This window comes from Janthinobacterium sp. BJB426 (assembly GCF_002735705.1).
Classification (GTDB): Bacteria; Pseudomonadota; Gammaproteobacteria; order Burkholderiales; family Burkholderiaceae_D; genus Janthinobacterium.
On sequence record NZ_PDZL01000008.1, the window covers coordinates 78,939 to 105,576 of the forward strand.

At 61.2% G+C, this 26,638-nt stretch carries 23 protein-coding genes; 10 read left to right on the top strand and 13 right to left on the bottom strand.

What is annotated here, in order from left to right; all coding sequences use genetic code 11:
- The first annotated feature begins 105 nt into the window (after window positions 1-105).
- The 4 genes from CSQ93_RS14855 to CSQ93_RS14870 all read left to right on the top strand — a co-directional run bounded on the left by CSQ93_RS14855 (window position 106) and on the right by CSQ93_RS14870 (window position 6,775).
- On the top strand, window positions 106-1,350 hold the full coding sequence (locus CSQ93_RS14855; protein WP_099378704.1) for an efflux RND transporter periplasmic adaptor subunit: 1,245 nt from the start codon (window positions 106-108) through the stop codon (window positions 1,348-1,350).
- Window positions 1,351-1,352: 2 nt separating this feature from the next.
- The gene (locus CSQ93_RS14860; protein WP_099378705.1) at window positions 1,353-4,553 is read left to right on the top strand and encodes an efflux RND transporter permease subunit; all 3,201 of its coding nucleotides are present in this window, start codon (window positions 1,353-1,355) and stop codon (window positions 4,551-4,553) included.
- Between the two features lie 44 nt (window positions 4,554-4,597).
- Window positions 4,598-6,043, top strand: a complete 1,446-nt coding sequence (locus tag CSQ93_RS14865) for an efflux transporter outer membrane subunit (protein WP_099378827.1) — start codon at window positions 4,598-4,600, stop codon at window positions 6,041-6,043.
- Between the two features lie 174 nt (window positions 6,044-6,217).
- Complete coding sequence (locus CSQ93_RS14870) at window positions 6,218-6,775, top strand: fasciclin domain-containing protein (RefSeq protein ID WP_099378706.1); 558 nt, start codon at window positions 6,218-6,220, stop codon at window positions 6,773-6,775.
- 65 nt (window positions 6,776-6,840) lie between these two features.
- Here CSQ93_RS14870 and CSQ93_RS14875 read toward each other — a convergent pair whose 3' ends face one another.
- From CSQ93_RS14875 to CSQ93_RS14900, 6 genes are all read right to left on the bottom strand, one after another.
- Complete coding sequence (locus CSQ93_RS14875) at window positions 6,841-7,104, bottom strand: hypothetical protein (RefSeq protein ID WP_099378707.1); 264 nt, start codon at window positions 7,102-7,104, stop codon at window positions 6,841-6,843.
- 43 nt (window positions 7,105-7,147) lie between these two features.
- Window positions 7,148-7,492, bottom strand: a complete 345-nt coding sequence (locus CSQ93_RS14880) for a hypothetical protein (protein ID WP_099378708.1) — start codon at window positions 7,490-7,492, stop codon at window positions 7,148-7,150.
- Window positions 7,493-7,607: 115 nt separating this feature from the next.
- On the bottom strand, window positions 7,608-8,627 hold the full coding sequence (locus CSQ93_RS14885; protein ID WP_158301237.1) for a serine hydrolase domain-containing protein: 1,020 nt from the start codon (window positions 8,625-8,627) through the stop codon (window positions 7,608-7,610).
- Between the two features lie 207 nt (window positions 8,628-8,834).
- Window positions 8,835-9,161 (bottom strand): hypothetical protein, encoded by a 327-nt coding sequence (locus tag CSQ93_RS14890; protein WP_099378710.1) that lies wholly within the window; start codon window positions 9,159-9,161, stop codon window positions 8,835-8,837.
- 41 nt (window positions 9,162-9,202) lie between these two features.
- Window positions 9,203-9,568, bottom strand: coding sequence for a hypothetical protein (locus CSQ93_RS14895; RefSeq protein WP_099378711.1), 366 nt, complete (start codon window positions 9,566-9,568; stop codon window positions 9,203-9,205).
- 222 nt (window positions 9,569-9,790) lie between these two features.
- On the bottom strand, window positions 9,791-10,102 hold the full coding sequence (locus tag CSQ93_RS14900) for a hypothetical protein (RefSeq protein ID WP_099378712.1): 312 nt from the start codon (window positions 10,100-10,102) through the stop codon (window positions 9,791-9,793).
- Window positions 10,103-10,315: 213 nt separating this feature from the next.
- Between CSQ93_RS14900 and ligD the strand changes: the two genes are divergently transcribed.
- Window positions 10,316-12,814: a DNA ligase D gene (gene ligD / locus CSQ93_RS14905; RefSeq protein ID WP_099378713.1), complete on the top strand. Its 2,499-nt coding sequence runs from the start codon at window positions 10,316-10,318 to the stop codon at window positions 12,812-12,814.
- On the opposite strand, the gene CSQ93_RS14910 is transcribed toward ligD, so the two are convergent.
- From CSQ93_RS14910 to CSQ93_RS14920, 3 genes are all read right to left on the bottom strand, one after another.
- The gene (locus CSQ93_RS14910; protein ID WP_099378714.1) at window positions 12,798-15,122 is read right to left on the bottom strand and encodes a PAS domain S-box protein; all 2,325 of its coding nucleotides are present in this window, start codon (window positions 15,120-15,122) and stop codon (window positions 12,798-12,800) included. The two genes, ligD and CSQ93_RS14910, sit on opposite strands and share 17 nt — an antisense overlap.
- Before the next feature lie 105 nt (window positions 15,123-15,227).
- A complete protein-coding gene (ku, locus tag CSQ93_RS14915; RefSeq protein WP_099378715.1) occupies window positions 15,228-16,103 on the bottom strand; it encodes a non-homologous end joining protein Ku in 876 nt (291 codons plus the stop codon).
- Window positions 16,104-16,106: 3 nt separating this feature from the next.
- Entirely contained in the window at window positions 16,107-17,084 is a 978-nt protein-coding gene (locus CSQ93_RS14920; RefSeq protein ID WP_099378716.1) for an SDR family oxidoreductase, read from the bottom strand.
- Between the two features lie 126 nt (window positions 17,085-17,210).
- Between CSQ93_RS14920 and CSQ93_RS14925 the strand changes: the two genes are divergently transcribed.
- The 5 genes from CSQ93_RS14925 (at window position 17,211) to CSQ93_RS28865 (ending at window position 20,503) form a co-directional block, all read left to right on the top strand.
- Complete coding sequence (locus CSQ93_RS14925; protein ID WP_099378717.1) at window positions 17,211-17,780, top strand: TetR/AcrR family transcriptional regulator; 570 nt, start codon at window positions 17,211-17,213, stop codon at window positions 17,778-17,780.
- A gap of 67 nt (window positions 17,781-17,847) precedes the next feature.
- Window positions 17,848-19,488 carry a SulP family inorganic anion transporter gene (locus CSQ93_RS14930; protein ID WP_099378718.1) on the top strand — a complete coding sequence of 547 codons (1,641 nt, stop codon included), beginning with the start codon at window positions 17,848-17,850 and terminating at the stop codon, window positions 19,486-19,488.
- Between the two features lie 2 nt (window positions 19,489-19,490).
- Window positions 19,491-19,874 carry an Imm1 family immunity protein gene (locus CSQ93_RS14935; RefSeq protein WP_099378719.1) on the top strand — a complete coding sequence of 128 codons (384 nt, stop codon included), beginning with the start codon at window positions 19,491-19,493 and terminating at the stop codon, window positions 19,872-19,874.
- 85 nt (window positions 19,875-19,959) lie between these two features.
- Window positions 19,960-20,337: a DUF2750 domain-containing protein gene (locus CSQ93_RS14940; protein ID WP_099378720.1), complete on the top strand. Its 378-nt coding sequence runs from the start codon at window positions 19,960-19,962 to the stop codon at window positions 20,335-20,337.
- Window positions 20,315-20,503 (top strand): hypothetical protein, encoded by a 189-nt coding sequence (locus tag CSQ93_RS28865; protein WP_158301239.1) that lies wholly within the window; start codon window positions 20,315-20,317, stop codon window positions 20,501-20,503. Before CSQ93_RS14940 ends, CSQ93_RS28865 begins: the two co-directional genes overlap by 23 nt.
- A 4-nt stretch (window positions 20,504-20,507) precedes the next feature.
- Here CSQ93_RS28865 and CSQ93_RS14945 read toward each other — a convergent pair whose 3' ends face one another.
- The 4 genes from CSQ93_RS14945 to CSQ93_RS14960 form a co-directional block, all read right to left on the bottom strand.
- A complete protein-coding gene (locus tag CSQ93_RS14945) occupies window positions 20,508-20,987 on the bottom strand; it encodes a GNAT family N-acetyltransferase (RefSeq protein ID WP_099378721.1) in 480 nt (159 codons plus the stop codon).
- A gap of 71 nt (window positions 20,988-21,058) precedes the next feature.
- Window positions 21,059-22,186, bottom strand: coding sequence for a T6SS immunity protein Tli4 family protein (locus tag CSQ93_RS28870; RefSeq protein ID WP_233516192.1), 1,128 nt, complete (start codon window positions 22,184-22,186; stop codon window positions 21,059-21,061).
- A gap of 3 nt (window positions 22,187-22,189) precedes the next feature.
- Window positions 22,190-24,043 (bottom strand): esterase/lipase family protein, encoded by a 1,854-nt coding sequence (locus CSQ93_RS14955; protein WP_099378722.1) that lies wholly within the window; start codon window positions 24,041-24,043, stop codon window positions 22,190-22,192.
- On the bottom strand, window positions 24,040-26,634 hold the full coding sequence (locus tag CSQ93_RS14960) for a type VI secretion system Vgr family protein (protein WP_099378723.1): 2,595 nt from the start codon (window positions 26,632-26,634) through the stop codon (window positions 24,040-24,042). The genes CSQ93_RS14955 and CSQ93_RS14960 overlap by 4 nt, the downstream gene beginning before the upstream one ends.
- Window positions 26,635-26,638 lie beyond the last annotated feature (4 nt).

The following is a 26,638-nucleotide window of genomic DNA, read 5'->3' on the forward strand; positions in this document are numbered from 1 at the left end:
TTGATCGAGCGCCGTCGGGCGCCATGGCACCACCATTCACTTTTTCAGTTGGGTTGCTTCCTGCCGCCCATACCATTAGAAATTTTCATAAAACAGGGAAATAAAATGAAAAACGTTCAACAATTTTCCACTCTGCTGAAGCCCCTGGCTGCCTCGCTCGCGCTGGCAGGACTGGTGGCCGTGAGCCTGGCCGGCTGCGATTCGGCCAACAGCAAGGTGCCCGACGCGCCAGCAGCCGGCGGCCCGCCCATCTCGGCCGCCGCCGTCATTGAAAAACAGATCACGGAAACGCAGGAATTTTCGGGCCGCCTGGAAGCGATCGAGCGCGTGGAAATCCGCTCGCGTGTGGGTGGCTTCATCACCGCCGTCAACTTCAAGCCGGGCAGCGAAGTGAAGAAGGGCGATGTGCTGTTCGTCATCGATCCGCGCCCATTCCAGGCTGAAGTGTCGCGCGCCGAAGGCACGGCTGCCTCGGCCCGCGCCAAGGCGGAACTGGCCAAGCTGGAACTGTCGCGCGCTGAAAAGCTGCTGGCCGAAAAAGCCATCGCCCAGCGCGAATTCGACGAAAAAGCGTCGGGCTTGAAAGAGCTGGACGCGAATGCACGCTCGGCGCAAGCCGCGTATGAAGCGGCCAAACTGAACCTGTCGTACACGCAGGTGCAGGCGCCGATCAGCGGCCGCGTCAGCAAGGCGGAAATCACCGTCGGCAACCTGATCGATGCTTCCGCCATTTTGACGTCGGTGGTGTCGACGGACCGCATCTACGCCAGCTTCGACGGCGATGAAGATACCTATCTGCGCGTGGCCGGCACGGCGCAAAAAGGTACGCCCGTCACCGTCAGGGTCGGTCTGGCCAACGAAACGGGCTTCCCGCACGAAGGCAAGCTGGAATTCGTCGACAATCAGCTCGATCCGGCCACGGGCAGCGTGCGCATGCGCGCCACCTTCGCCAACGCCGAGCGCCAGCTGGTGCCGGGCCTGTTCGCGCGCATCCAGCTCGACGGCGGCAATGGCCCGCAGGCGCAAAGCACGGCGCTGTTGATCAGCGACCGCGCCGTCGGCACGGATCAGAGCCGCAAATACGTCTACGTGGTGGGCGCTGACAACAAGGCCGAATACCGCGCCGTCAAGCTGGGCCCGACCTCGGACGGCTTGCGCGTGGTGCGCGAAGGCTTGAAGGCGGGCGAGAAGATCGTCGTCAACGGCTTGCAGCGCGTGCGCCCCGGCGCGCCCGTGACGCCGCAGATGGTGGCCATGGATTTCGATCCGACCGCGCCTGTCGCCCCCGCGAAACCTGAAGTAAAAGACGCCAAGATCGCCGCGAAAGCAGCATCGACTTCCAAGGAATAAACATGAACTTTTCCCGCTTTTTCATCGACAAGCCGATTTTCGCGGCGGTGCTGTCGATCGTCATATTCGTGGCCGGGCTGCTGTCGATTTTCGGCCTGCCCATCTCCGAATATCCCGACGTCGTGCCGCCATCCGTGGTGGTGCGCGCGCAGTACCCGGGCGCCAACCCGAAAGTGATCGCCGAAACCGTGGCCGCGCCGCTCGAAGAGCAGATCAACGGCGTCGAGAACATGCTCTACATGTCCTCGCAAAACACGTCCGATGGCGCGATGATGCTGACCGTGACCTTCAAGATCGGCACCAACGTCGAGCAGGCTGAAACGCAGGTGCAGAACCGCGTGCAGCGCGCCTTGCCGCGCCTGCCCGAGGAAGTGCGCCAGATCGGCGTGACGACCGTCAAGTCCTCGCCCAACCTGACCATGGTGGTGCACCTGGTTTCGCCAAACAAGCGCTATGACGATATGTACCTGCGTAACTACGCGGTGCTGAACGTCAAGGATCAACTGGCCCGCTTGCCTGGCATGGGCGACATCCAGATATTCGGCGCCGGCGACTACGCCATGCGCATCTGGCTCGATCCGCAAAAGGTAGCGGCGCGCGGCATGACGGCCAATGACGTCGTCGACGCGATCCGCGAGCAGAACGTGCAGGTGGCCGCCGGCGTGATCGGCGCCTCGCCAGCGAAGAACTCGGACTTCCAGCTGACCGTCAACACCCAGGGCCGTCTGCAGACCCCCGAGGAATTTGGCGCCATCATCGTGCGCACCAATGCCGACGGCGCCGTGACGCACCTGAAGGACGTGGCGCGCGTGGAAATGGGCGCCAACAGCTACTCGCTGCGTTCGCTGCTGAACAATAATCCGGCCGTCGGCATGGGTATTTTCGAAGCGCCGAATGCCAACGCGCTGCAGCTGTCTTCCGACGTGCGTGCCAAGATGGACGAACTGAAAAAAGACTTCCCGCAAGGCGTGGAATACCGCATCGAGTACGACCCCACGCAGTTCGTGCGCTCGTCCATCGAAGCCGTGATCCATACCCTGCTTGAAGCGATCGCCCTGGTGGTGCTGGTGGTGATCATCTTCCTGCAAACCTGGCGCGCCTCGATCATTCCGCTGCTGGCCGTTCCCGTCTCCATCGTCGGCACCTTTGCAGTGATGCTGGGCTTTGGCTTTTCGATCAACACCTTGTCGCTGTTCGGCCTCGTGCTGGCCATCGGTATCGTCGTCGATGACGCCATCGTGGTGGTGGAAAACGTCGAGCGCAATATCGAGGAAGGCTTGTCGCCGCGCGACGCTACCATCCAGGCCATGAAAGAGGTCAGCGGTCCTATCGTCGCCATCGCCCTGGTGCTGTGCGCCGTGTTCGTGCCGATCGCCTTCGTGCCCGGCCTGTCGGGCGAGTTCTATCGCCAGTTCGCGCTGACCATCGCCATTTCGACCGTGATCTCCGCTTTCAGCTCGCTGACCCTGGCGCCAGCCCTGTCTGCCGCGCTGTTGAAACCGCACGATGCGCCGAAAGACGCGCTGACGCGCGGCATGGACATGGTCTTCGGCCGCTTCTTTGCCTGGTTCAACCGCTTCTTCGGCCGCGCTTCGCACCGCTATGAAGCGGGTGTAAAAGGCGTGCTGGGCCGCAAGAGCGCCTCGCTGGGCGTGTATGCGCTGCTGGTCGTTGCCGCCATCTTCACCTTCAAGTCCGTGCCGGCCGGTTTCGTGCCAGCGCAAGACAAGCAATACCTGGTGGGCTTTGCGCAATTGCCTGACGCCGCTTCGCTGGACCGCACGGAAGATGTCGTGCGCCGCATGTCCGACGTCATCAAGTCGGTGCCCGGCGTCGAATCGACCATCGCCTTCCCCGGCCTGTCGATCAACGATTTCACCAATGCGCCGAATGCCGGTATCGTCTTCGCCACGCTAAAGCCGTTCGACGAGCGCACCACCAAGGAATTGTCGGGCGGCGCCATCGCGGCCGAGATCAACAAGCGCCTGGGCGGTATCCAGGACGCCTTCATCATGGTCTTCCCGCCACCGCCGGTCAACGGCCTCGGTACCATCGGCGGCTTCAAGATGATGATCGAAGACCGTGGCAACCTCGGTTACGACGCGCTGTACAACGCCACCCAGGCACTGGCCGCGAAAGCGTACCAGACGCCGGAACTGGCAGGCGTGTTCTCGGGCTACCAGATCAACGTGCCGCAGCTGTTCGCCGACGTCGACCGCGTGAAAGCCAAGCAGATGGGCGTGCAGCTGCAAACGATTTACCAGACCTTGCAGATCAACCTCGGTTCGCTGTACGTGAATGACTTCAATCAGTTTGGCCGCACCTACCAGGTGCGCGTGCAAGCCGATGCGGCTTTCCGTTCACATGCCCAGGATATCGCGCAGCTGAAGGTACGCAATGACAAGGGCGAGATGATTCCTTTGTCGTCCCTGATGCGCGTCAAGGACAGCTATGGTCCGGACCGCGTACAGCGCTACAACGCGTATGCCGCAGCCGACTTCAATGGCGGCGCAGCCCCTGGCGTATCGAGCGGCCAGGCGCAAGCCGCGCTGGAACGCATCGCCAAGGAAGTACTGCCGCAGGGGATTTCGTATGAGTGGACGGAACTGACCTACCAGGACATCTTGTCCGGCAATACGATGATCTATGTCTTCCCGCTGTGCGTGCTGCTGGTGTTCCTGGTGCTCGCCGCCCAGTACGAAAGCTGGACATTGCCGCTGGCCGTGATCCTGATCGTGCCGATGTCGATCCTCTGTGCGCTGCTTGGCGTGAAGCTGACGGGCGGCGACAACAACGTGTTCACCCAGATCGCGCTGTTCGTGCTGGTGGGGCTGGCGTCGAAGAATGCGATCCTGATCGTGGAATTTGCCCGCGAACTGGAAGAGCATGGCCGCACCGTTGTGCAAGCGGCGCTGGAAGCGTGCCGTCTGCGTCTGCGTCCGATTTTGATGACGTCGATCGCCTTCATCATGGGCGTGGTGCCCCTGGTGTTCTCGAACGGCGCCGGTTCGGAAATGCGCCATGCGATGGGCGTGGCGGTATTCGCCGGCATGCTGGGCGTGACCTTCTTCGGCCTGTTCCTGACGCCCGTGTTCTACGTACTGCTGCGCACCCTGGCGCAGCGTTTTGAGAAAAAACCAGCCACCGCTGCCGCCAAGCCTGTTGCCGCGCCAGCGCTGGACCTGGAAGGAGATATATATTGAAAACCAAGGAAATCATCTGGCGCGTCAAGCCCGTGCTAACCGCCATGGCAGCTGCCGTGCTGCTGGCGGCCTGCGCGGCGCCGGAGTTCAAGCAGCCGCAGATCGAGACGCCGGCCGCGTTCAAGGAGGCGCAAAGCTTGCCCGTCGTGCAGACGGCAGCCGATGGCACGCGCTGGAAACAGGGCGTGCCAGCCGAGCGCCAGGCGCGCGGAGAATGGTGGCTGGCCTTCAATGATCCGGCCCTCACGAGCCTGATCAACGAAGCCACGCAAGCCAACGCCAACCTGGCCATCGCTGCCGCCCGCGTCAAGCAGGCGAGGGCGATTGCCGGCATCGCCGAAGCGGACCGCATTCCGCAAGTGGGCGTGAACGTGGGCGGCCAGCGCAACCGCGCTTCTGCCGTGTCGCTCGGCTTGCCGAATGGCGCGCCGGTGGCGGCCACCAACGTCTACCAGGCCAACCTGACGGCCAGCTATGAAGTCGATCTGTTCGGCAGAGTGGCAGCTAACGTCAGCGCCTCGCGCAGCGATGCGCTGGCCGTGGAAGCGACTTACCGCTCGGTGCTGCTGTCCTTGCAGGCGGACGTCGCGCAGACCTACTTCCAGCTGCGCGCCACGGATGCCGAATTGGCGACCCTGGAACAGACGGTGCGCCTGCGCGAGGAAAGCGTGCATGTGAACCAGCGCCGCTATGACCTGGGCGACATCGGCGAATTCGATCTGTCGCGTGCCCGCACGGAGCTGTCGACCACGCGCGCCGAAGCCATCGGCCTGCAGCGCCAGCGCGCCACCAGCGAGCATGCGCTGGCTGTCTTGCTGGGCAAGCCGGCCGCCAGCTTCACGGCGACCGTCAACCCGCTGCAGGATAGCGGTTTCCTGCCCGTGATCCCGGCAGGCATGCCGTCGTCCCTGCTGGAACGCCGTCCCGACATCGCGTCGGCGCAGCGCACCATGGAAGCGTCGAATGCGCGCATCGGCGTGGCGAAGTCGGCCATGTTCCCGGCCTTGAGCCTGAACGCTTCCGGTGGCGGCGCGTCCGATACCTTCTCGGATATTTTCAAGTGGAGCAGCCGCTCCTGGCTGCTGGGCGCCCTGATGTCGATGCCGATCATCGACGGTGGCCGCAACAAGGCAGCCGTGAGCCGCAGCGAAGCGCAGCTGGAAGAGTCGGTGGCGACGTATCGCCAGAGCGTGCTGGTGGCCTTCGCCGAGGTGGAAGACAACCTGGCCGGCCTGCGCATCCTGTCGGGCCAGACGCAGCAGATCGACGAAGCCGTCGTCTCGGCGCGCCGCTCGGCCGACCTGGCGCAAAAGCTGTACGACGCGGGCCGTTCCAGCTATCTCGATCTGCTGGACGCCCAGCGCAACCTGGCGGCCATCGAGCGCAACGCTGTGCAATTGCGCGGCAACCGCGCCGTCACCACGGTGGCGCTGATCCGCGCCCTGGGCGGCGGCTGGGGCGAGACGGAGCCGCAGGTCGCGGCCAACTAGTTTCCGGCACCGCGGGCTGGCATTCCCGGCCCGCGGCGAGGAAAACATCGCGAAACGGCGTCGTGCGCTTGCACGGCGCCGTTTTTTTGTTTTCAGCCAGTTGAATCCGTTTGCGACCAGGCCGCGTAAGTACTCCTGCAATCATGCAAACGCAGTCATCCAGGAGATATCATCATGCGCACCTTCGTTCCCGCAACACTGTTCATTACGTCCATGCTGGCCGCCAGCGCCCCGTTTGCCGCCGACATGACGACCATGGTGGGTGGCCAGAGCATGTATCCGTCCAAGGATATCGTCGACAACGCCGTCAATTCGGCCGACCACACGACCCTGGTCGCTGCCGTCAAGGCGGCCGGCCTGGTCGATACGCTGAAAGGCAAAGGCCCGTTTACCGTGTTCGCGCCGACGAATGCGGCGTTTGGCAAGCTGCCGGCCGGCACCGTCGAGACCCTGGTGAAGCCGGAAAACAAGGCGACCCTGACGAAAATCCTCACCTACCACGTGCTGCCCGGCAAATACGACTTCAAGGCACTGGCCAAGGAAATCAAGATGCATGACGGTAAAGCCACCCTGCCCACGGCCAGCGGAGGCAAGCTGATGTTCGCCATGAACGGCATGCACAACATCGTGGTGATGGACGAGGGCGGCAATAGCGCCAACATCAGCACCTATGATGTGTATCAATCGAATGGCGTGATCAATGTCATCGACACGGTGCTGATGCCGAAATAAATACACGAAAAAGCGGACGAAAAAAAGACAGGGAAACCCTGTCTTTTTGTTTGGCGTCGCCTCGATTACTTGGCTGGCGCTGCTGCCGGTGCGGAAGCTGCTGGTGCGGCCGGAGTTGCTGGCGTTGCCGGTGCGGCTTTCTTTGCCTTGTGATGCTTGGCTTTCTTGTGCGTCGCTGGCTTGACGGCTGCTGCCGGCGCTTCGGCCTTGGCGACAGGGGCGACGACAGGAACCGGTGCCACTGGAGCGACTGGCGCGACGGCTGGCGTCTGGGCGAAAGCGGCGGTGGCGAACAGGCTGGCGATCAGGGTGGCGATAACTTTTTTCATTTTAGTATCCTTGGTATGGTGTGGTCAGTCAGGTGTGTCTGAATTACTTGGCAGGAGCTGGTGCTGGTGCAGCGGCGGTGGCCGATGCCAGCTTTTCGTCAGCCTTGGCCTTGGTTTTCTTGGCCTTGTGGTGTGCCTTGGCTTTCGTGGTGGCCGCTTCCGCCTTGGCGCTGGCGACGTCCGTTTTGGCGGCGACGACTGCTTTCGCTTCTTTGGCATCCGCTTTGACGACGGCTTGCGCTTCCTTGGCGTCCGCTTTCACGACGGCCTTGGTGTGGGCCGCTTCCACTTTGGCGGGTACCGAAGCTGCCGCAGGTGCTGCCGGGGTTTGGGCGAAGGCTGCAGTTGCGAACAGGCCGGCGATCAGGGTAGCAATTACTTTTTTCATGGTGCAGTCCTCAGTGGTGGTTTGTCTGGTATGTCTGTTGGTGCCGGGATGATTCCCGTGTCACTGAGCATAAAACGCGCCCCCGGACGCATGCGTTGACGGTCATTACAAACGCTTACATCTGCGTTGCATCCGCCTTCAGGATGGCCTTCAGGATGTCTTCCGAACGGCGCTGTCCATAAGCCTTGCCGTACGCGCCAGATGCGATGCTGACCACCATGCGGCGCGCGGGTATCACATAGATCTTGTTGCCGCCATTGCCCGAAGCGAAATGCACGGTGATCTTTTGTCCTGCGATGTCCTGCGTCTTCGCATACCAGAAATAGCCGTAGCTGTCGGCATAGCGGTCCACGGCGCCGATGGCCACGCGCGGCGCCAGCGCGGCCTTGATCCAGGCGGCGTCGATCACCGTCTTGCCGTCAACTGCGCCGTCGTCGAGCACCAGCTGGCCAATTTTTGCCGTGTCGCGCGCGCGCAGCGACAGATTGCCCTGGCCTTTCGGGTGGTGTGCCACGTCGCGGCCCCAGCTCCAGCGCGTGATGCCCAGTGGCGCAAACAGCGCCTTGGCTGCGACATCTTCCAGGTCGGCGCCGCTGGCGTTTTCCACCACGCGCCCCGCGATGTACGAACCCAGCGAGTTGTAGCGGTAGATGCTGCCCGGCGCCGCAGCGGCAGGCACGCCGCGCACGAAGGCGGCGGGGTCGGACGCTGCATCGAGCTTGTCTTCATTGCCTGGCGACTGTTCGTCTTCATCGAAGGCGGCCAGGCCCGAACGCATGGTCAGCAAGTCGTCGAGGACGACCTTGCCCGCCGGGCTGCCAGCGACTTCGGGCCAGTAGTCGCCCACTGTTTTTGTTGTCGCCAGCTGGCCGCGCGCCACGGCTGCGCCCACCAGCAGCGCGGTGATGCTCTTGCCGGCCGAGCGGATGTCGTGCAGGGTGTCGGCCGTCTCGCCGTTGTAATAGCGCTCGGCCACGACGGCCCCATCGCGCAGCACGACGACGGCGCGCAAGTCGCCATGGCTGTCGCCGTCCTGGGCTTGCAGGACTTGCGCGATGGTGGCGGGGGTGTCTTGGGCGCTGGCGGCGCAAGGCAGGCACAGGGCGGTAATCAGGAACAAGGGCAGGTGGCGCATGGGATAGGCTTCGCGGCGATGGTCGGAGTGCCAGTGTCCCTCATGTGCGTCGTTTTGTCGCGTGCAAGCTGGCCTGTTCGATGAAGTTTGCATGAAGGCGCGGTGGAAGAGCACCATGCAAAAAGGACAGCCGAAGCTGTCCCTGGTACTCGACGTGGCCACGCAAGCGCAGACCCGGCGGATGCGCTCCCGTGGCTACATTGACGCTTACTTTGCCGGTGTGGCAGCAACTGCCGCGTCTGCTTTGACTGCATCCGCTTTTACCTTGGCTTTGCTGGCCTTGTGATGGGCCTTGGCCTTGGTGGCTTTTGCGTCGGCCTTGGCGCTGGCGACATCGGCTTTTGCATCGGCGGCGACAACCGCTTCTTTCGCGTCGGCTTTCACGACGGCCTTGGTTTCCTTGGCTTCAGCCTTGGCCACGGCTTTCGTGTGGGCCGCTTCCGCCTTGGCGGGCGCTGCCGGGGCGGCAGGGGTTTGGGCGAAGGCTGCTGTAGCGAACAGGCTGGCGACGAGGGTGGCGATAACTTTTTTCATTGTAGTTTCCTGGCGAGTGGTAAGGGATGGTGTGTCGATGATTACTTGGCTGCTGCTGGTGCTGGAGCAGGTGTAGGTGCTGCAGCGGTGGCCGAAGCCAGTTTTGCATCGGCCTTGGCCTTGGTATGCTTGGTTTTGTGATGGGCCTTGGCCTTGGTGGTCGTTGCTTCCGTTTTGGCGCTGGCCACTTCCGTTTTCGCGGCGACGACAGCTTTCGCTTCTTTGGCATCCGCTTTGACGACGGCTTGCGCTTCCTTGGCATCGGCTTTCACGACAGCCTTGGTGTGGGCCGCTTCCACTTTGGCGGGAACCGAGGCTGCCGGGGTGGCTGCTGGCGCTGCAGGCGTTTGGGCAAAGGCAGCGGTAGCGAACAGGCCGGCGATCAGGGTAACAATTGCTTTTTTCATGGTGCAGTCCTCGGTGGTGGTTTGTCTGGTATGTCTGTTGGTGCAGGGATGATTCCCGTGTCACTGAGCATAAAACGCGCCCCGCAAGGTTACCGTTGACCTTGTTTACACTTTCTTACAATCGGGTGTTTTAAAGGACGTTGCTGCATGATGTGGTGGTGAAAATGAAAAAAGACAGCCGAAGCTGTCTTTTTGTCTGGCGCGGAAAACGCGCGGAACTGATTATTTGGCTGCTGCTGCGGTCGCTTCAGTTTTGGCTTCGTCAGCCTTGGCCTTGGCTTTGCTGGCTTTGTGATGGGCTTTGGCCTTGGTTGCTTTGGCGTCGGCCTTGGCGCTGGCGACATCGGCTTTGGCATCGGCGGCGACGGCGGCTTCTTTCGCATCGGCTTTCACGACGGCCTTGGTTTCCTTGGCTTCTGCTTTTGCCACTTCCTTGGTGTGCTTGGCTTCGGCCTTGGCAGGCACGGCTGGCGTTTGAGCAAAGGCTGCGGTAGCGAACAAGCCGGCGATCAGAGTAGCGATTACTTTTTTCATGGTGCAGTTCCTCGAGAAGTGGGGTTGTAGTTCAGGAGATGCATTTCCCCTGTCACTGAGCCAAAAACGCGCCGTACGGCAATAGCGTTGACAGCGATTCGATCTAATTACAAACACTTACATTTGCCGGGGCAGGCACTCTGTTAGCTGGCGTACCGCGCCAGGGACCGCAGCGGCCTAGACTCAAGGCCATCGTTACTGCATGGGTCCGCCATGAAAGCCGCCTTGAAAACCTATCAAGCCAAGCGCAATTTCGCCGTCACGCCCGAGCCTGCGGGGGGCGACGAGGAAGCGGGCGAGGCGCTCACCTTCGTCATCCAGAAGCACTGGGCCAGCCGCTTGCACTATGATTTTCGCCTGGAGCTGGACGGCACGATGAAAAGCTGGGCCGTGCCGAAAGGGCCCAGCTATGATCCGCGCGACAAGCGCATGGCGGTGCAGGTGGAAGACCATCCTGTCTCGTATGCCAGTTTTGAAGGCACGATTCCCGAAAAACAGTATGGCGCGGGCAAGGTCATCATCTGGGATAAAGGAATGTGGCAGCCCCAGCCGGCCACGCCCGATGCGCGCAAGGCGCTGGCGGCCGGCGAACTGAAATTTACCCTGTACGGCCACAAGATGCAGGGCAACTGGGTGCTGGTGCGCATGAAAGGCAAGGGAGACAAACGCAGCGAAAAGCAGCCCGCCTGGCTGCTGATCAAGGAAAAAGACGCCTATGCCCGGCCGGCACTGGAATTTTCTGTCGTGGACGAATTGCCCGACAGCGTCAAGCACAAGGCCATGCCCAAGCGCAAGAAGCGTGCGGCCCAGGCCGCTGCGCCAGCCGCCAGGCTGCCCGCCACCCTGTCGCCCCAGCTGGCCACCCTGGCCGATGCGCCGCCGCCAGATGCGCAAGACTGGCTGTTCGAAGTGAAATTTGACGGTTACCGCCTGCTTGCCCGTTGCGATGGCAAACAGGTCAGCTTGATGACGCGCAATGGCAATGACTGGACGGCGAAACTGCCGAAGTTGCGGCAGGCACTGGAGCAGCAGGGCTTGCCGCCAGGCTGGTATGACGGTGAAATCGTCGTCAACGACGCCAGCGGCCACCCGGATTTCGGCGCCTTGCAGCGCGCGTTTGATGCGGAAACGACCAGCGCCATCGTGTATTACCTGTTCGATGTGCCGTATTTCGATGGCCACGATCTGCGGGGCCAGCCCGTGGAAGCGCGCAGGGCGTTGCTGGAACAGCTGCTGCAGCGCTTGCCCGCGTCGCCCCTGGTGCGTTTCAGCGCCACGCTCGATGCTGCGCCGCAGCAGATCCTGGATCACGCCTGTCGCCTGGGGCTGGAAGGGGTGATCGGCAAGCGGCGCGGTTCGTCCTACGTCATGCGCCGCTCCGGCGACTGGATCAAGCTCAAATGCGGGCTGCGCCAGGAATTCGTCATCGGCGGCTATACGGCGCCGCAGGGCGCGCGCGAAGGGCTCGGGTCGCTGTTGCTGGGCGTGCACGATGCGCAGGGCAAGCTGCGCTATGCGGGCAATGTGGGCAGCGGCTTTGACGATACGGCCTTGCGCGACTTGCGGCGGCGGCTCGATGCGCTGGCCATCGAAACGAGTCCGTTCGTCGGCAAGGCGGGCGGCGTGCGCCAGCCCATCTGGGTCAAGCCGCAACTGGTGGCCGAAGTCAGTTTTGCGCAATGGACCAGTGGCGGCGCCGTGCGCCATGCCGTGTTCCACGGCTTGCGCGAGGACAAACAACCGGCCGCCATCGTGCGCGAGCGGGCGCAGCACATCGACAGGGAGAAGACCATGCACAGCAAATCCATGCCGGACGGCGTCTTGCCGGCCAGTTTCAAGGTCAGCCATGCGGACAGGGTGATCGACAGGGACAGTGGCGCCAGGAAGATCGACCTGGTGCGCTATTACGCGCTGGTGGGCAAGCTGATGCTGGTGCATTTGAAGGGGCGGCCCGTCTCGCTGGTGCGCGCGCCGGCGGGCGTGGGCGGCGAGCTGTTCTTCCAGAAGCATGCGGAGACGTCGGCCATGCACGGCGTCAAGCAGCTCGATGCGCGGCTCGATCCCGAGCATGCGCCCATGCTGGAAGTGGCCAGCCTGCAAGGTTTGTTATCGGCGGCGCAGTGGAATGTGGTGGAGTTTCACACGCAAAACGCGCTGGCCAGCGCCTACGACACGCCGAACCGGCTGGTGTTCGACCTGGACCCGGGCAAGGGCGTGGCCTGGCCCGCCATCTGCGAAGCGGCCGTGCTGCTGCGCGCTTTCCTGACGGAGCTGGGTTTGCCCGCCTGGCTGAAAACCAGCGGCGGCAAGGGCTTGCACGTGGTCGTGCCGATCCGCCCGAAACACGACTGGGATACGGTCAAGGCGTTTTCGCAAGCGATCGTGGCGCACATGGCGCAGCTTATTCCGCAGCGCTTTGTCTTGAAAAGCGGACCGGCTAACCGCGTCGGCAAGATATTCATCGATTATTTGCGCAATGGCAAGGGCGCCACCACCGTGTGTGCGTGGTCGGCCCGCACGCGGTCGGGGTTGGGCATTTCCGTGCCGCTGGCCTGGGAAGAGCTCGACAAGCTGAAGGCGGGCGATCAATGGAGCGTAGGCAATGTCCACAGCCGCCTCGACGTGGGCAACGCGCCGTGGGATGGCTATGCGCGCAGCGCGAAAGGACTCGATGCGGCGATGAAAAAGCTGGCCTTTAGTCCTCCGGCTTGAACGGCAGGACGGCGCGCACCAGCTGCAGCGCTTCCTCGATGGCAGTGTTGAGCTGGGGAATCTCGACGGGTTTGGTCAGGTAGCGGAAAAAGCCCGCAGCCAGGCCGTGCCGGATGTCGCCCTTCATGGCATTGGCCGTCAGGGCGATGACGGGGATGTGCGCCGTGCGCGTATCGTTGCGCAGGATGCGCTGCGCCTGGTTGCCATTCATGCCGGGCAGGTTGATATCCATCAGGATGACATCGGGGCGGCGTTCCAGCGCCAGCGCGATACCCTGGCGGGCGTCGGTGGCCGAGATCATGCGCAGGTGGGGCAGGAAACTGACGATGTCTTCCACCAGGCGCAGGCTGGCCGGATTGTCTTCCACGTACAGCAGCAGCGCCTGGCCACCTGCATCGTCCCCGGCGTCGCCGGCGGGCTCGGGCAGGTATTCCGTTTCCGCCTGCGCGGCGGGTGGCGCAGCCATCGTATCGAGTTCGATCCAGAACACGCTGCCCACGCCGATGCAGCTGTGTACACCCATGCTGCCGCCCATCAACTCGACCAGGCGCTTGGTGACGACCAGGCCGATGCCCGTGCCTTCCTCGCTGCCCGCCTCCTGCCCCAGGCGGTTAAACGGCTGGAACAGTTCCGCCAGCTGCGCCTCATCCAGGCCCTTGCCCGTGTCGCGGATGGCGATGCGCACGCGCTGCGCCCCGGGCTGCGAGATTTCCAGTTCCACCTTGCCGGCCGGGCGGTTGTACTTGATGGCGTTTGACAGCAGGTTCAGCAGCACTTGCTTGAGGCGCGTATGGTCGGCCCTCAGCGTCAGTGCCTCGCAGGCCGGGAAGACCAGGTGGATCTGGCGCTGCTGCGCCTGTTCTTCCACCATCACGCGCACTTCCTCGATCAGCGCGGGCAGCGTCACCGCTTCCATCGATAGGCTCAGGCTGCCTGATTCGATCTTCGCCAGGTCGAGGATTTCATTGATCAGGGTGAGCAGGTGGCGGCCCGAAGTGACGATGTTGTGCACGAAGGTGCGCTTTTGCAGCGCGGTCGCGGGCAGGGCTTCGTTGGCCAGCAGCTGGGCAAAGCCGAGGATGGCGTTCAGTGGCGTGCGCAATTCATGCGACATGCTGGTAAGAAAGCGGTCTTTCGCCTGGCTGGCCCGTTCGAGTTCGATTTTCTGTTCGTTGAGCGTGCGCTCGATGCGCTTGCGCTCCGTGATGTCGCGGATGGCCGACGAGACCAGCACGCCTTCATCCGTTTCCAGCGGCGACAGGCTGATTTCGACGGGAAACTCGGTGCCATCGCGGCGCAAGCCGTACAGTTCCAGGCCCGCGCCCATGGAGCGGGCGCGCGGCGCCGTGGAAAAGGACTGGCGGTGGTGCGGATGGTCAATCGCATAGCGGGCCGGGATCAGCACTTCCACATTGCGCCCAAGCAACTCCGCGCGCGAGTAGCCGAACAGGCGTTCCGCCTGCGAGTTGACGAGCACGATCTCGCCATCGCCGTTGACGATGACGATGGCGTCCGGCGCCGATTCGAGCAGGCCGCGGAACTTCTGCTCGGCCCGCCGGCGGTCGCTGACGTCGCGGATGGCGCTGATGACGAAGGTGCCGATCTCCGTCTGGATCGGCGACAGGCTGATTTCGACGGGGAATTCGACGTTGTCCTTGCGCAAGCCCAGCAATTCCAGGTCGGCGCCCATGGTGCGCGTGCGAGGCTGGTCGAAATAGCGCGCGCGGTGCCCCACATGCGCATGGCGCAGGCGTTGCGGCAGCAGGCTATCGATTTGCCTGCCGCTCAATTCGCCTTCCGCATAGCCGAACAGGCGCTGCGCCTGCTGGTTGGCCAGCACGATGGCGCCCGTGGCATTGACCATGATGACGCTGTCCGGCGTCGATTCGAACAGCACGCGGTAGCGCACGTTGACGAACTGGGCGTCGCGCGCCGCCTTCAGCAAGGTCGTGTCCTTCATGGTGGAAATCAGGTAGCGGGGGCCGTCTGCCCCCGCCTGCGCGGCCTGGCATGCCACGTCGACGTAGATGAGTTCACCATCCTTGCGCCGCCGCAGCGATTCGCGGTCGTAGCTGCCGTGCAGGATCAGATGCTCGTTGATCAGCGGATCCGCCTCGGCCTGTCCGGGCAGCGAGATCAGTTCCCACAGCGTGTGGCCCAGCGCTTCGTCGCTGGCATAGCCGAAAATGCGCTGCGCCCCGGCCGTCCAGCGCACGACGGCATGCTCTTCGTTCGTGATGACAACGCCGCCTGGGGCGCCACTGAGGATAAGCTGATCTAACTCGGCATCCATTTTTTCCGCACGCATGACAGGGCTTGCCGGGTGGCAGGCTGTGTGCATAACGTAGCGAGAAGCCTGGTCAAAGTCAATGCATTTATCTGATGACGGAGGCTGCCGGAGCGGGTGGGTGGTTCAGGCCGCCTTACGCCTGGAAGGCGCCGGTTTGCCGGCTGTGGAAGAGGCCGCGCGCTTGCGGGCCGGCGTGGTGGGCGCTTTCTTGCCCAGGCTTTGCTGCAGCAGGGCGACCAGGTCGATGACGTTGCTGCCGTGCTCTTCTGCTGTATCGGGCGCGGGCGGCGTGATGGTCTTGGTCTGTTTCGCCTTGATTTTTTTCTTGACCAGCGCCAGCACGTCTTCGCGGTAGCTGTCGTGGTATTGCCCGGGTTCCCATGCTTCGCTCATGCCTTCCACCAGCGACAGGGCCATCTTGAGTTCCTTGTCGGAAATGCCCGCCGCCTTCAGGCCGCTGCCGGGCAAATCGAGGTCGTCCGTGGGACGGAGCTCGTCGGCGTAGCGCAGGGTGTTGAGCACGATGGCTTCGCCCACGCACACAAGCGCGCACAAATGCTGCTTGGTGCGCATGACCACGCTGGCGATGCCCACTTTATTGGCCTTGCGCAAGGTCTCGCGCAGCAGCGCATAGACTTTCTCGCCACCCTTGGCGGGCAGCAAGTAATATGGGTGCTCGTAAAAGGTCAGCGGCACCTCGACCGCATCGACAAAGGTCAAGATGTCGATGGTTTGCGTAGCCTTCACATTGGCTTGCCTCAAATCTTCCTCGGACAGCACCACGTACTCGTCCGTCTTGTATTCATAGCCCTTGATGATGTCGTCCCACTCGACTTCCTTGCCCGTCTTCTTGTTGTAGCGCTTGTAGCCGATGGGCGCAAAGTCGCGCCGGTCCAGCATGGACAAATCCAGTTCATGGTCGAGACTGGCAGAAATCAGTTCGACAGGGATATGCACGAGGCCGAAGCTGATGGCGCCTTTCCACAGTGCGCGCGCCATCGCCTAGCCCCCCACCGTGCCGGTGACGGGCAGGACGATGCCGCTGATATAGCTGGAACAGACGGGCGAGGCCAGGAAGACGTAGGCGGGCGATAGTTCTTCCGGCTGGGCCGGGCGGCGCATGTCCGTGTCCGCGCCGAATGTCTGGATATCCTCGGGCGACTTGTCAGCCGGGTTGAGCGGTGTCCACACGGGGCCGGGCGCGATGGCGTTGACGCGGATACCCTTGTCCAGCAGGTTGCCGGCCAGCGCCATGGTAAACGCATGGATGGCGCCCTTGGTGGTGGAATAGTCGAGCAAGTGCTTCGAACCTTGCAAACCCGTCACGGAGCCCGTGTTGATGATGGACGCACCGCGCTGCAAGTGGGGCAGTACGGCCTTGGCCATATGAAAGTAGCCGTAGACATTGGTTTTCATGGTGAGGTCAAAGCGTTCCTCGCTCAGGTCGAGCAGCGATTCCGCGTGTTCCTGGAAGGCGGCGTTGTTGACTAGCACGTCGATGTGCGTGAACTTGTCCAGCACCTGGCTGACGGCTTGCTGGCAAAAGCCCTGGTCGCGGACGTCGCCTGCAATCAACAGGCAGCTCTGGCCTTCCGCTTCCACGTAGCGCCTGGTTTCGTGGGCGTCCGCGTGTTCATTCAGGTAAATGATGGCGATATCGGCCCCTTCGCGCGCGTACAGCACGGCCACGGCGCGGCCGATGCCCGAATCGCCGCCCGTGATGATGGCCACCATGCCGGCCAGCTTGCCGCTGCCGCAATAGTCGGGCGCCAGGAAGCGGGGTTGCAATTCCATTTGCGCTTCGATGCCGGGCTTGGCCAGGTGCTGGGCGGGCAGGGGAGGAGCTGGCTGGCTGCGGCTGCCCGTCTGCACGGGGGGCTTGCTGGCCCGTTTGTCTGGCTTGGCGGCATCACGGCCATCTTGCTCCTGCTGGATGGCGCGTTGCAAGTTGCCTGCGGACTGATCCTTGTTTTCGTTCATGCTGGCCTCCCTGAAAACGAAGATCCAGTATCGGCGCGGCGCCGGCATCAAACGGTGCGCTTGCTAACAGAGTGGCGCAAACAGGCGTAAAGTTATATGATGGTTGACATAAATGTGGGAGGCAGCATGAAAGTGAGCAGGGAGCAGGCGGCGCTGAACCGCGAGCGCATCGTGGAGGTGGCGGCAAAATTGTTCCGTGAAAAGGGCTACGACGGCATCGGCGTGGCCGACCTGATGAAGAACGCGGGCCTTACGCATGGCGGCTTCTATGGGCATTTCGCGTCCAAGGAAGACTTGATGATCGAGGCATGCCAGCATGCCCTGGAGAAATCGCTGGAAGGCTGGCGGGCGAAGGTCGCCAGCGATCCGCAGCGGGCGCTGCCGGCGATCATCGACAACTATCTGACGACCCGGCACCGCGATCAGCCCGGCGGCGGCTGCCCGGCGGCGGCCATGGGCGTCGATGCGGCGCGCATGTCGCCCGGTGCGCGTCCCGCGTTTACGAAAGCGACGCAGCAGCAGTTCTCGCTGCTGGAAGGCTTGCTGCCCGACGGTGCGCCGGAAGAACGGCGCCAGCAGGCCATTTCGACGTTTGCCGCCATGGTGGGCGCCATGGTGCTGGCCCGTTCCGTCGATGACGAAGCCTTGTCCGAGGAAATCCTCGATGCCGTGAAGGCGCAATTGTTGCAAGAGTGAGCATATCCCCCCTGTCAGCCGGTCGCGTCGCATGATAGGCTTCGGTTTTCAGATTTCGGGATCATCCATGCTGCTCTGGCTCAGGCAATACCGGCGTCCCCTGTTGGCCGGAGACATTACTGCCGGTATCGTTGTCGCCATGATGATGGTGCCGCAAGGCATGGCTTACGCGCTGGTGGCCGGCTTGCCGCCCGTGGTGGGCATCTACGCCAGCATCTTGCCGCCCGTGCTGTACGCCTTGTTCGGCAGCAGCATGACGCAATCGGTGGGCCCCATGGCCATCGTTTCCCTGATGACGGCGGCCGCCCTGGCGCCGCTGGCCGACCCCGGTTCCTCCCTGTATATCGTCCTGGCCGCCCAGCTGGCCTTCATCAGCGGCCTCGTCCTGCTGCTGTGCGGCGTGCTGCGCCTGGGTTTCATGGCCAGTTTCCTGTCGCGCCCCGTGATCAGCGGTTTCAGCAATGGCGCCGCGATCCTGATCATCTGGGGCCAGATCACGCCCTTGCTGGGCGCGACGCTTCCCCACTGGCACACGCCCAGCCTCGTACTCGGATTGTCCGGCCTGCTGTTTCTGTGGCTTGCCAAGCGCTATCTGTCGCGCCTGCTGCAGCGCTGTGGCTTGAACAAGGTGGCGGCCGACGTGGGCGCGCGCCTGGCGCCGATGGCGCTGGTGCTGGCCGGCATCGCGCTCGTCGCGTATGGCGGCCTGGACGCGATGGGCGTGCAGACGACGGGCCACGTGCCCAGCGGCTTGCCGGGCCTGAACCTGGCCACGTCCGGCGCCCATTGGCGCACTTTGTTGTCGCCGGCGCTGCTGATCGCCTTCATCATCTTCCTGATGAGCATGTCCGCCGCCCAGACCCTGGCGCAAAAACGCGGCGAAAAGCTGCATACCAACCGTGAACTGTTGGGCCTGGGCGCGGCCAACGTGGCCAGCGCGCTGTCGGGCGGCTTCCCCGTCACGGGCTCGATTTCGCGTTCGGCCGTCAATTTCCAGGCGGGCGCGAATACGCCGCTGGCCAGCATCATCACGGCGGGCCTGCTGGCGCTGGCGCTGGTGGCGCCCACGGGCTGGCTGGCCCTGCTCCCGCTGCCGGTCCTGGCGGCCACCATCATCTTTGCCGTCAGCAGCCTGCTGGACTGGGATACTTTGAAACTGTCGTGGCGCTACGACCGCAGCGATGCGCTGGCCCTGCTGGCGACCACGGCCGGCGTGCTGGTGCTGGGCGTGGAAGCGGGCGTGGTGATCGGCGTGCTGCTGTCGATGGGCACCCTGATCTGGCGCGCCAGCCGCCCGCACATCGCCGTGCTGGGGCGTATCCCGAATAGCGAGCACTTCCGTAACGTGGAGCGCTACGAGGCGCAAACGTTACCGGACGTCTTGCTGCTGCGCATCGATGCGGGCCTGTTCTTCGGCAACGTCGAAGCCGTCACGGAGAGGGTGGAAGACGAGTTGCGCGGCCACCCGACGGCGCGCCACCTGGTGCTGGTGTTGTCGGCCGTCAACCAGATCGACAGCACGGCCCTGCTGGGCTTGATCGAACTCAACAGCGCGCTGAGCAAGCGCGGTATCAGCCTGAACCTGGCCGAAGTGAAAGGGCCCGTAATGGACCGTTTGCGCCAGAGCAGCCTGCTGCAGGACCTGAGCGGCAAGCTGTACCTGAGCACGGCGCTGGCGACGGCCGATTTAAGTGGAGAAAACGCGTGAACATGGAACTGAATCTGCACGGCGAGCCGCGCGTGATTGATAGCATCAGCGTGCTGGAACAGGCGCTGCTCGAAGCGCGCGCCCTGGCGCAGTGCGAGCTGTGGCTGACCCAGGCAACCGAGGCGGAGCAGGGCCCGGCCCTGTGCATGCTGCGCAATGGCGGCAACGCCTGGCTGATGTATTTGTCGGGGCAGGACGACCTGAGTTTTCACTCGCTGGGCGACGAGGAAGCGGACGGCGTCTGCAGCTATTTGCTGTCGAATGGCCAGGTGGACGAGTATCCGGAAGCATGGTGCGTGGACGTGGAACAATGTCAGCGCGCCTTCGTCGCGTTCTTCAAGACAGGCGGCGCGCGGCCGGCCGCCATCGCGTGGGAAGCGGATTGAGATGCTGCAAACCACGCAAACCATCACATGGCGACGGGCTGGTGCGGGCCGGAGTTACGGGTCTGGGACGGAGTAGGGGGAAACCGTGCATCCTGAAAAAATCAAACAGGTCATCCAGTTGCCGGCGCAGCAGCGCTACGACTATTGCGTGCGCAAGGTAGCCGATACGCAAGAAGTGTGGGGCTTGTACCATGATGGCTGGGCCACGGCGCAAGTCGGTGGCAAGGTCGCCATCCCGTTCTGGCCGGAAGCGGCATTCGCGCAGGCGTGCGCCAGCGGTGACTGGGCGGACTTCCAGCCACGCGCGATCACGCTCGACGATTTTCTGAGCCAATGGCTGCCTGGCATGGCAAGCAATGGCCAGTTGGCATCCGTGTTTCCCGTGCCGCAAGGCAGCGCCAGCATCGCGGCGCCAGATGATTTACTGAGGGATTTGCAACATGAGTCAGAGCAATATGAATGAGGGCAAGGAACGCCTGGACGCCTGGTACGACGGCTCGGCCATCTGCCTGATCGCCGTCGGCGCGCAGGGCGCCCCGCTGGACCTGGGCGACGATGAAGTGCGCGCTCTGATCGCGAAATTGCAGCAATGCCTGGCCGAGTCCGAAGCGGCTGCGATGGACGACTGAAGGCTCAGGCGGCCGCCAGCGCCTTTTCCATGGCCACGCTGGCCAGGCTGATGCCGCTGGGGTGCGCATACGCTTCCTCGCGCAAGGCCGTAAAACCTGCGGCCCGGTAAAACGGCACGGCATTGAGCGACGCAGACAGGTGCAGCCGCGCAATGCTGTGCTCGCGCGCCAATTGCTCCAGCGCCGCCAGCAGGCGCTTGCCGATGCCGAGACCCGCGTGTGCTGGGTCGACAAACACGGCATCGACTTCGTGTTTAATGACGTCCAGCATGGCGTAGCCGGCAATGGCCTCGTCCTGCATCGCCACGATGCCGCCACCCGCAGCCAGCATGGCGGCATACGCGGGCGGCACAGGCGAAGCCGTCCAGACAGTAATTTGCTCCGGCGCATAATGCGTGGCGCAACTGACGCGCACGGCCACCGTGCGCAGGGCCCACAGGGCGTCGATATCAAGGGGCAGGGCGGGGCGCAGGATGATGGCCATGGAAGCTTTCCGGGTAAAACGCCATGCTAGCGCAATGGCTGGCATGGCGCCAGCATGAGCTTATTCAGCTGTCACTGCGCTGGCTTGTCCGGATCGATGTAGTACGAACCCGGCGGCGCGCCCGGCACTTTCACCCGGAACTTCAGACCGGACAGGAGCTTGTCCCACAATGCGATCGCCTCCTCGTCGGTCAGAGACGATGCTTCGGCGGCGCCGACCATGTTGTGGGCGACTTTGGTGTACATGGATGCTTCCAGCACCGATGGATAGGCGATATCGCGCGGCGTACCCACCAGTGTCCATTCAAAATCATGCACGCCATCGGTACGCCTTATCAACGACTCCTCGCCATGCCAGTGCTGCACGTCACGCTTGCCTTCGCGTAGCAGAGTACGAGGAGGGTAGTTCTTGCCTTGCTGGTCTTTTGCTTCCTGGATACGAGCAAGTAATGATAATTTCCCACGTACTTTTGCATCATATTCAGCAGGAGGAAAGTCGCCGTAAGCGTCCTTATTTGAAGTAATGGAAAACGTCACATCCGGGAAACTAGGAAAATATAAGCCGGCATCTGCCATCTCTTGATCATTATAATTGCTACCGCTCATGAAGCTGCCTCCTAAGCAATGGCCGGGTTCTGCAGGGATTTCATTTTTTTCGCGCAGACGTAAACTATTTGCCCGTGTTAACTGTGTGGCAGCCGCACTTGCAATCGTTCCACCTTTTGGAATCGATCCGCTAAGAATAAATGTAATATCTCCTTTGTTGACGTATGTGCTGAAAAAAACATCGCCGTCTTCTTTGGAGAATTTATTTTCAAAGTAGTGAAATTGCCAGCTGTTTTCTATAGGTCCTTTTCCGTTATATATAATTTCAGAAGATGAATTATTGGTCTTTATTTTTCTTATGTCCTCAGCTATTTTTTCATCTTTTGCAATGATTCCTCCTTTTATGATATCAATTCTTGAAGGGGCTGAGATGTTGCCATATATTAATTCTGCCTCTTGTGGAACTTTAATAGCATAACGTCCGAAACATACAATTTTTGTTTTTAGAAAGAGCACGCCAAGACGTTTGCTAATTTTTAAGTTGTCAGGCATATTAGCTTCCTTAGTTATATTTTTTTGTGAGCATGCGGAAATAAATATTATTGCTGTAAGTGCAATTATTGAAATTTTTCCACTTTCTGTTTTATTATTCATGATTTAATCCCATTTGCCTTTTTTTGCAATTTGCACGATGGAATACAGCATGGACGCCAGTACATTCTGATCGGCGTAACTATTTTGGTGTTCATAGCCGGTCGCTTCCGTCGTGCCGTGTACGAATAATGTACCCGTGATGTGTTGGGCAGAACGATCTGATGGAACGGTTCCATCTCCGCGTGCATTAGCTGGCTGTAGCTTTAACTTCAAGAATTTTCCACCAGCTTGGACAAGGAGTTGCCCCTTGCTATCATCTTCAAGTAATTTCCATTTTTCAGGTAGCGGCTCGAATTTATTCCATGGATCATTAGAACCACTGTGAAGACCTTCAATTAATTTGAATACGACATCACCATAACTTAAAAAATTTCTTGAGGCACAATAGCTTGCATAAGTGTTTGGATGAAACGTTTTTTCTATGGATGATAGAAATTCTGTAGCTAATTTTAATCGACGCATTACCATTTCAAGGCCGCCACCTTTATCGGGCGGGATGCGTGCGGGATTTACCCAATTTGGATTGATTAGTCGCCACCATGCATTGGGTGGCTGAAGGTAAATGCTTTCCAGTGCAGTGGCCTTGTCGCGAGGCCAGCTCCATAAAATTTTATCCTGTGCATCTACAATTTTTAGCCAATCCTGGCCATATGCCGCACCTGGCATCATTTCCAGTGGCGCCGGTGCGTTTGCCAGAATGGCGGTGGCATGCATACCGTCGATGCCTAAAATTCTGGCCTCTATTTCGGCTATGGAACCTTCCCTTTCCTGAAAGCCAAAACGCATGCGTTTATACGCCCCTGCTGCTCCAATGGTTGGCATTACGTTATGATAAATTCCGAGGATTTTTACATCCTTATCGTCAAGCATATTTCCATAACAGGGGTGTATCAACGCCCTGGCCAGCAAACCACCCATGCTGTGCGTGACGAGAATGACTTCACTACATTTGAATCCGCGTTTTTTATAGCCTTTGACAAGGCCTCGTAGTCTCTCTGCAATGATGATGGCTGATACGCCATTGCTATTTATAAAGTTGTAACCCATCGCGTGCACTGGATACCAACAAGTCGAAATTTTCTTTAAGTCGTTGACATTAATGGCTTTGCCAGATGACGCACCAAAAGTTGTAGGGTCTCGCATTAGCATGGCACCAAGGCCACTTGTGCTGCGCCAGAACGGATGTGCTTCTCCGTTGGAAATCATATTGTTTAGATGCTGTTCTGTGGTGCGCAACATGGTTCCGTATGCACCGTCGAAAAGCACCTCACTCCACCCGCGCCAGCGTGCTATTTGCGCGGGACTTTGGCGAGCGCGCGCTTGGGCTTGCAAAGGTCCCGTTACTGGAGATATTCCGTAGGATCCAATCAAGGGTGGGATGGGGGAAAGGCTGTCGGGCACATTTTGATGCCGTGCGTCTGCAGCTTTGGTTTCCGAACCATCCGGATCGAAGCGGTTGTTGCTTTCGGTGTAATGGCAGTACTCCACTTCGGTTTCAGTGGGGTCAAACACCAATTGACGCTGCCGTGGCGATGCACTTTTGAACCAGCCACCCAAGCCATTGCCTGTGAGGACAGCCGTCTTGCCTCCCGCACCCATCATATCGTCTGGCCGCCAGGCCCGATTGTCTGGACGGCGCAATTCTTCTTGGCGAACCTTGCTCATCCTTAAATTGCTGCCCATCACGCCCGGCAGGAAAATGACAGGAATTACCTTGCCTGGTGGTAGGGTGACGTCATGTCGCGCGGTATCTTTTGTTTCCGTCATCGCGACGGTGAGTTCCGCCCACCCTCCCACGCCTTGACCAAATTTTGCAGGATGATTGCCGCGGTTATTCAAGTCATCACATTTGCTCATGGCAGTTCTCCCTTATAGCGAATGATGTAACTATCCATGCCGGTGGATTTTTGTAGTTGCGTGGAACCGTCTTCCGCGCTTTTGCCAGCCATGTTGCCGTCATCGCGCAGGATTTCAAAAGCAATGCCAACAGCCGGCGTATCGTCGGCATTCACTAGCAAGACCTCCTGATCAAAACTGCTGTGTGGCCTCTCATTGAATTCCTGCGATACGCTCTTCGGCGCCAAGGTTTCCAGGTTGCCGTTGAAGAGCACGGGGGAAGAGGTGAAGAACTGCACCTTGTCGCTGATTTCCAGCATGTGGTTGGCGCCGTGCAGGCGTACGCCTTTTTTGCCCTTGATGTTGACCCAGTCCGCTTCGCTGATCAGCGACAAGACTTTCTGGGCGAGGATTTCCACCTCGTCGCTGTGGGCCTGGATGGCCACCTTGCCGCTGGCGGCGATCAGTTTCATGCCGGCCTTGTGCACGAACAAGCTGAAGGTCTTGGCGATACTGGCAAACATGCTGTCGCCGCTGGCGAGTGAAATATGCTTGCTGCTGGTGAGCGCCACATGCTCGCCGGCGGCCAGGTGGATGGACTGGGCCGTGCTCAGCTCGATGCCGGCCGGACTGGCCAGCAGCAAATGCGCTTCGGACAGCTCCGGGAAATCGCCGCCGGCGCCCTTGATGGCGGCGTTTTGCCGCTGGATGGAGTCGGCGACGGCGCCCTGTTGTGTTGCACTGTCTTGCGCACCGGCATTAACGGCCATCCCGGCCAGGCCTTGCTGCAACTGGCGTGCTTGCGCCAGGCGGGCCTGTGTTTCGTCGAGTTGCTTGACGGAGCCGCCGCCTGGCGGCGTTTCCGTGGTGATCAGCATGCCTTTGGCTGCGCGCAAGGCGCCCCAGGCGTTGCTGGCCAATTCAAAACCGACGCCGCGCGCTTCCTTGCGACCGGCGTTGTCGTCGATGCGGGTGATGTTGCCCAATGACAGCCGGCTATCCTGGTGCTCGCTGCGCAGCTGTGCCTGGATCGCGCCCTTGGTATCGTCGAGCACGAGATGGTTGGCGCTGCGGGCGCCCAGTTCGCGGCTGCGCAAACCCGACAGGGCGCGCTGCTGTGGCAGCTGCCACGGCGGCGGATTGGCGCTGTTGTAGACCACGCCGATGACGATGGGATGATCGATATTGCCGTCCTGGAATTGCACGACGACTTCCTGACCCACGCGCGGCAGGGCGATCTGTCCCATTTGCGGACCCGCCATCGGCATCATGACTCTTATCCATGGCGAGCTGCGCTCATCGAATTCACCCAGGCGGTCCCAGTGAAATTGCAGGCGGATGCGTCCCAGGGCATCGGTATGGATTTCCTCTCCGGCCGGTCCGACGACGAGTGCCGTCTGTACGCCGGCAACGATGCATGGCGTGCTGTTGTAGCCACGGCCCGGCCGCCAGCGGATGTCCCGGCGCAGGCACACCAGTTTATTCGCATAATGCGAGGGTGCGCTGGGGCCAGCCTGATAGTTATTGCTGGCACTATGCTCGACTGACAGGATCAGGTATTCGCGTTCGGCGATGCTGTCAGGGCGCTCCTGGCCAGGCTGGTAACGTTTTTCCTCGGCGCTGAAATGTCCATCAAGCCGGAAGCAATGGCCGGGCTGAGCACTGCGGTGATTGCCTGCCGCCTCGAAGTACTGGCGCAAATGGTCGCTTTCCTCCATGCGGCGCTGTGCCAGAGACTCCCCATCATCGACATTTTTATAACCGTAGGCGCCCGTGTTTTCATACAGTTCGTGGGCAAATACATCACCCTGGCGATTCAGGGAGTAGCCGCTGGCAAGGCGTGGCTGTGGATTCTTATAGTCGAAACTGGCCAGTGTCAGCTGCCCGGAGCCGATCCGGCGCACGGCTTGCCACTGTTGCAGGCCATCGTCTTCCATGGAGCCCGATTCGGAGTGAAAACGCATGGCGCCGTCACCCGACACCGTGGCGATCATGTCAGCCAGGGTGCTGTTGTCTGCGAGCCACAAGGTATGGCCATCGGCGCGGTGTTCGTACCAGTAATGCCAGCCCAGCGCCTCCCAGCGCCGGTGCAGGTGGTTGTAGTCGGTTTCATTGTGCTGGTTGGCGCAGGTGATCTGTGGGTCGTCGCCATGGATGCTGGTTTTCCAGTCGCGCTGTTCGTAGTGGGCAAAGGTTGCCTCGGTCAACTGCATCACGCTTTGACCATGGAATGAAACACTGTCCTGGCGCAGCCGGGCGAAGGCCAGCCATGGTTGCAGCACCATGCGGTACCACGCAAAGCCGCCATCGGCGCGCAGCAGGCAAAACTCGCCCACATAGCCATTGAAGTGGCGCAGCGTGCCATCGTCGCGCACCATGGAAATGGTCACCATGCGGCCCATCATGGCCTTGAGCGCAATATGCGCGTCATCGGACAGCAGTTCGACCTCGAAACGGAAGTCGCGCGACACCTCTTCCGTGCCGCTCAGCGAATTGACCAGCAGGATGGCGCCACCTGGTCCATCTGCATGTGGGAAATCGATTTTCAGCAGGCGCCGTTCTTGCGCGGCGAGGTCGAAGGCCGAAAGTTCCGCCTGGATGCTTGCATGCATGACC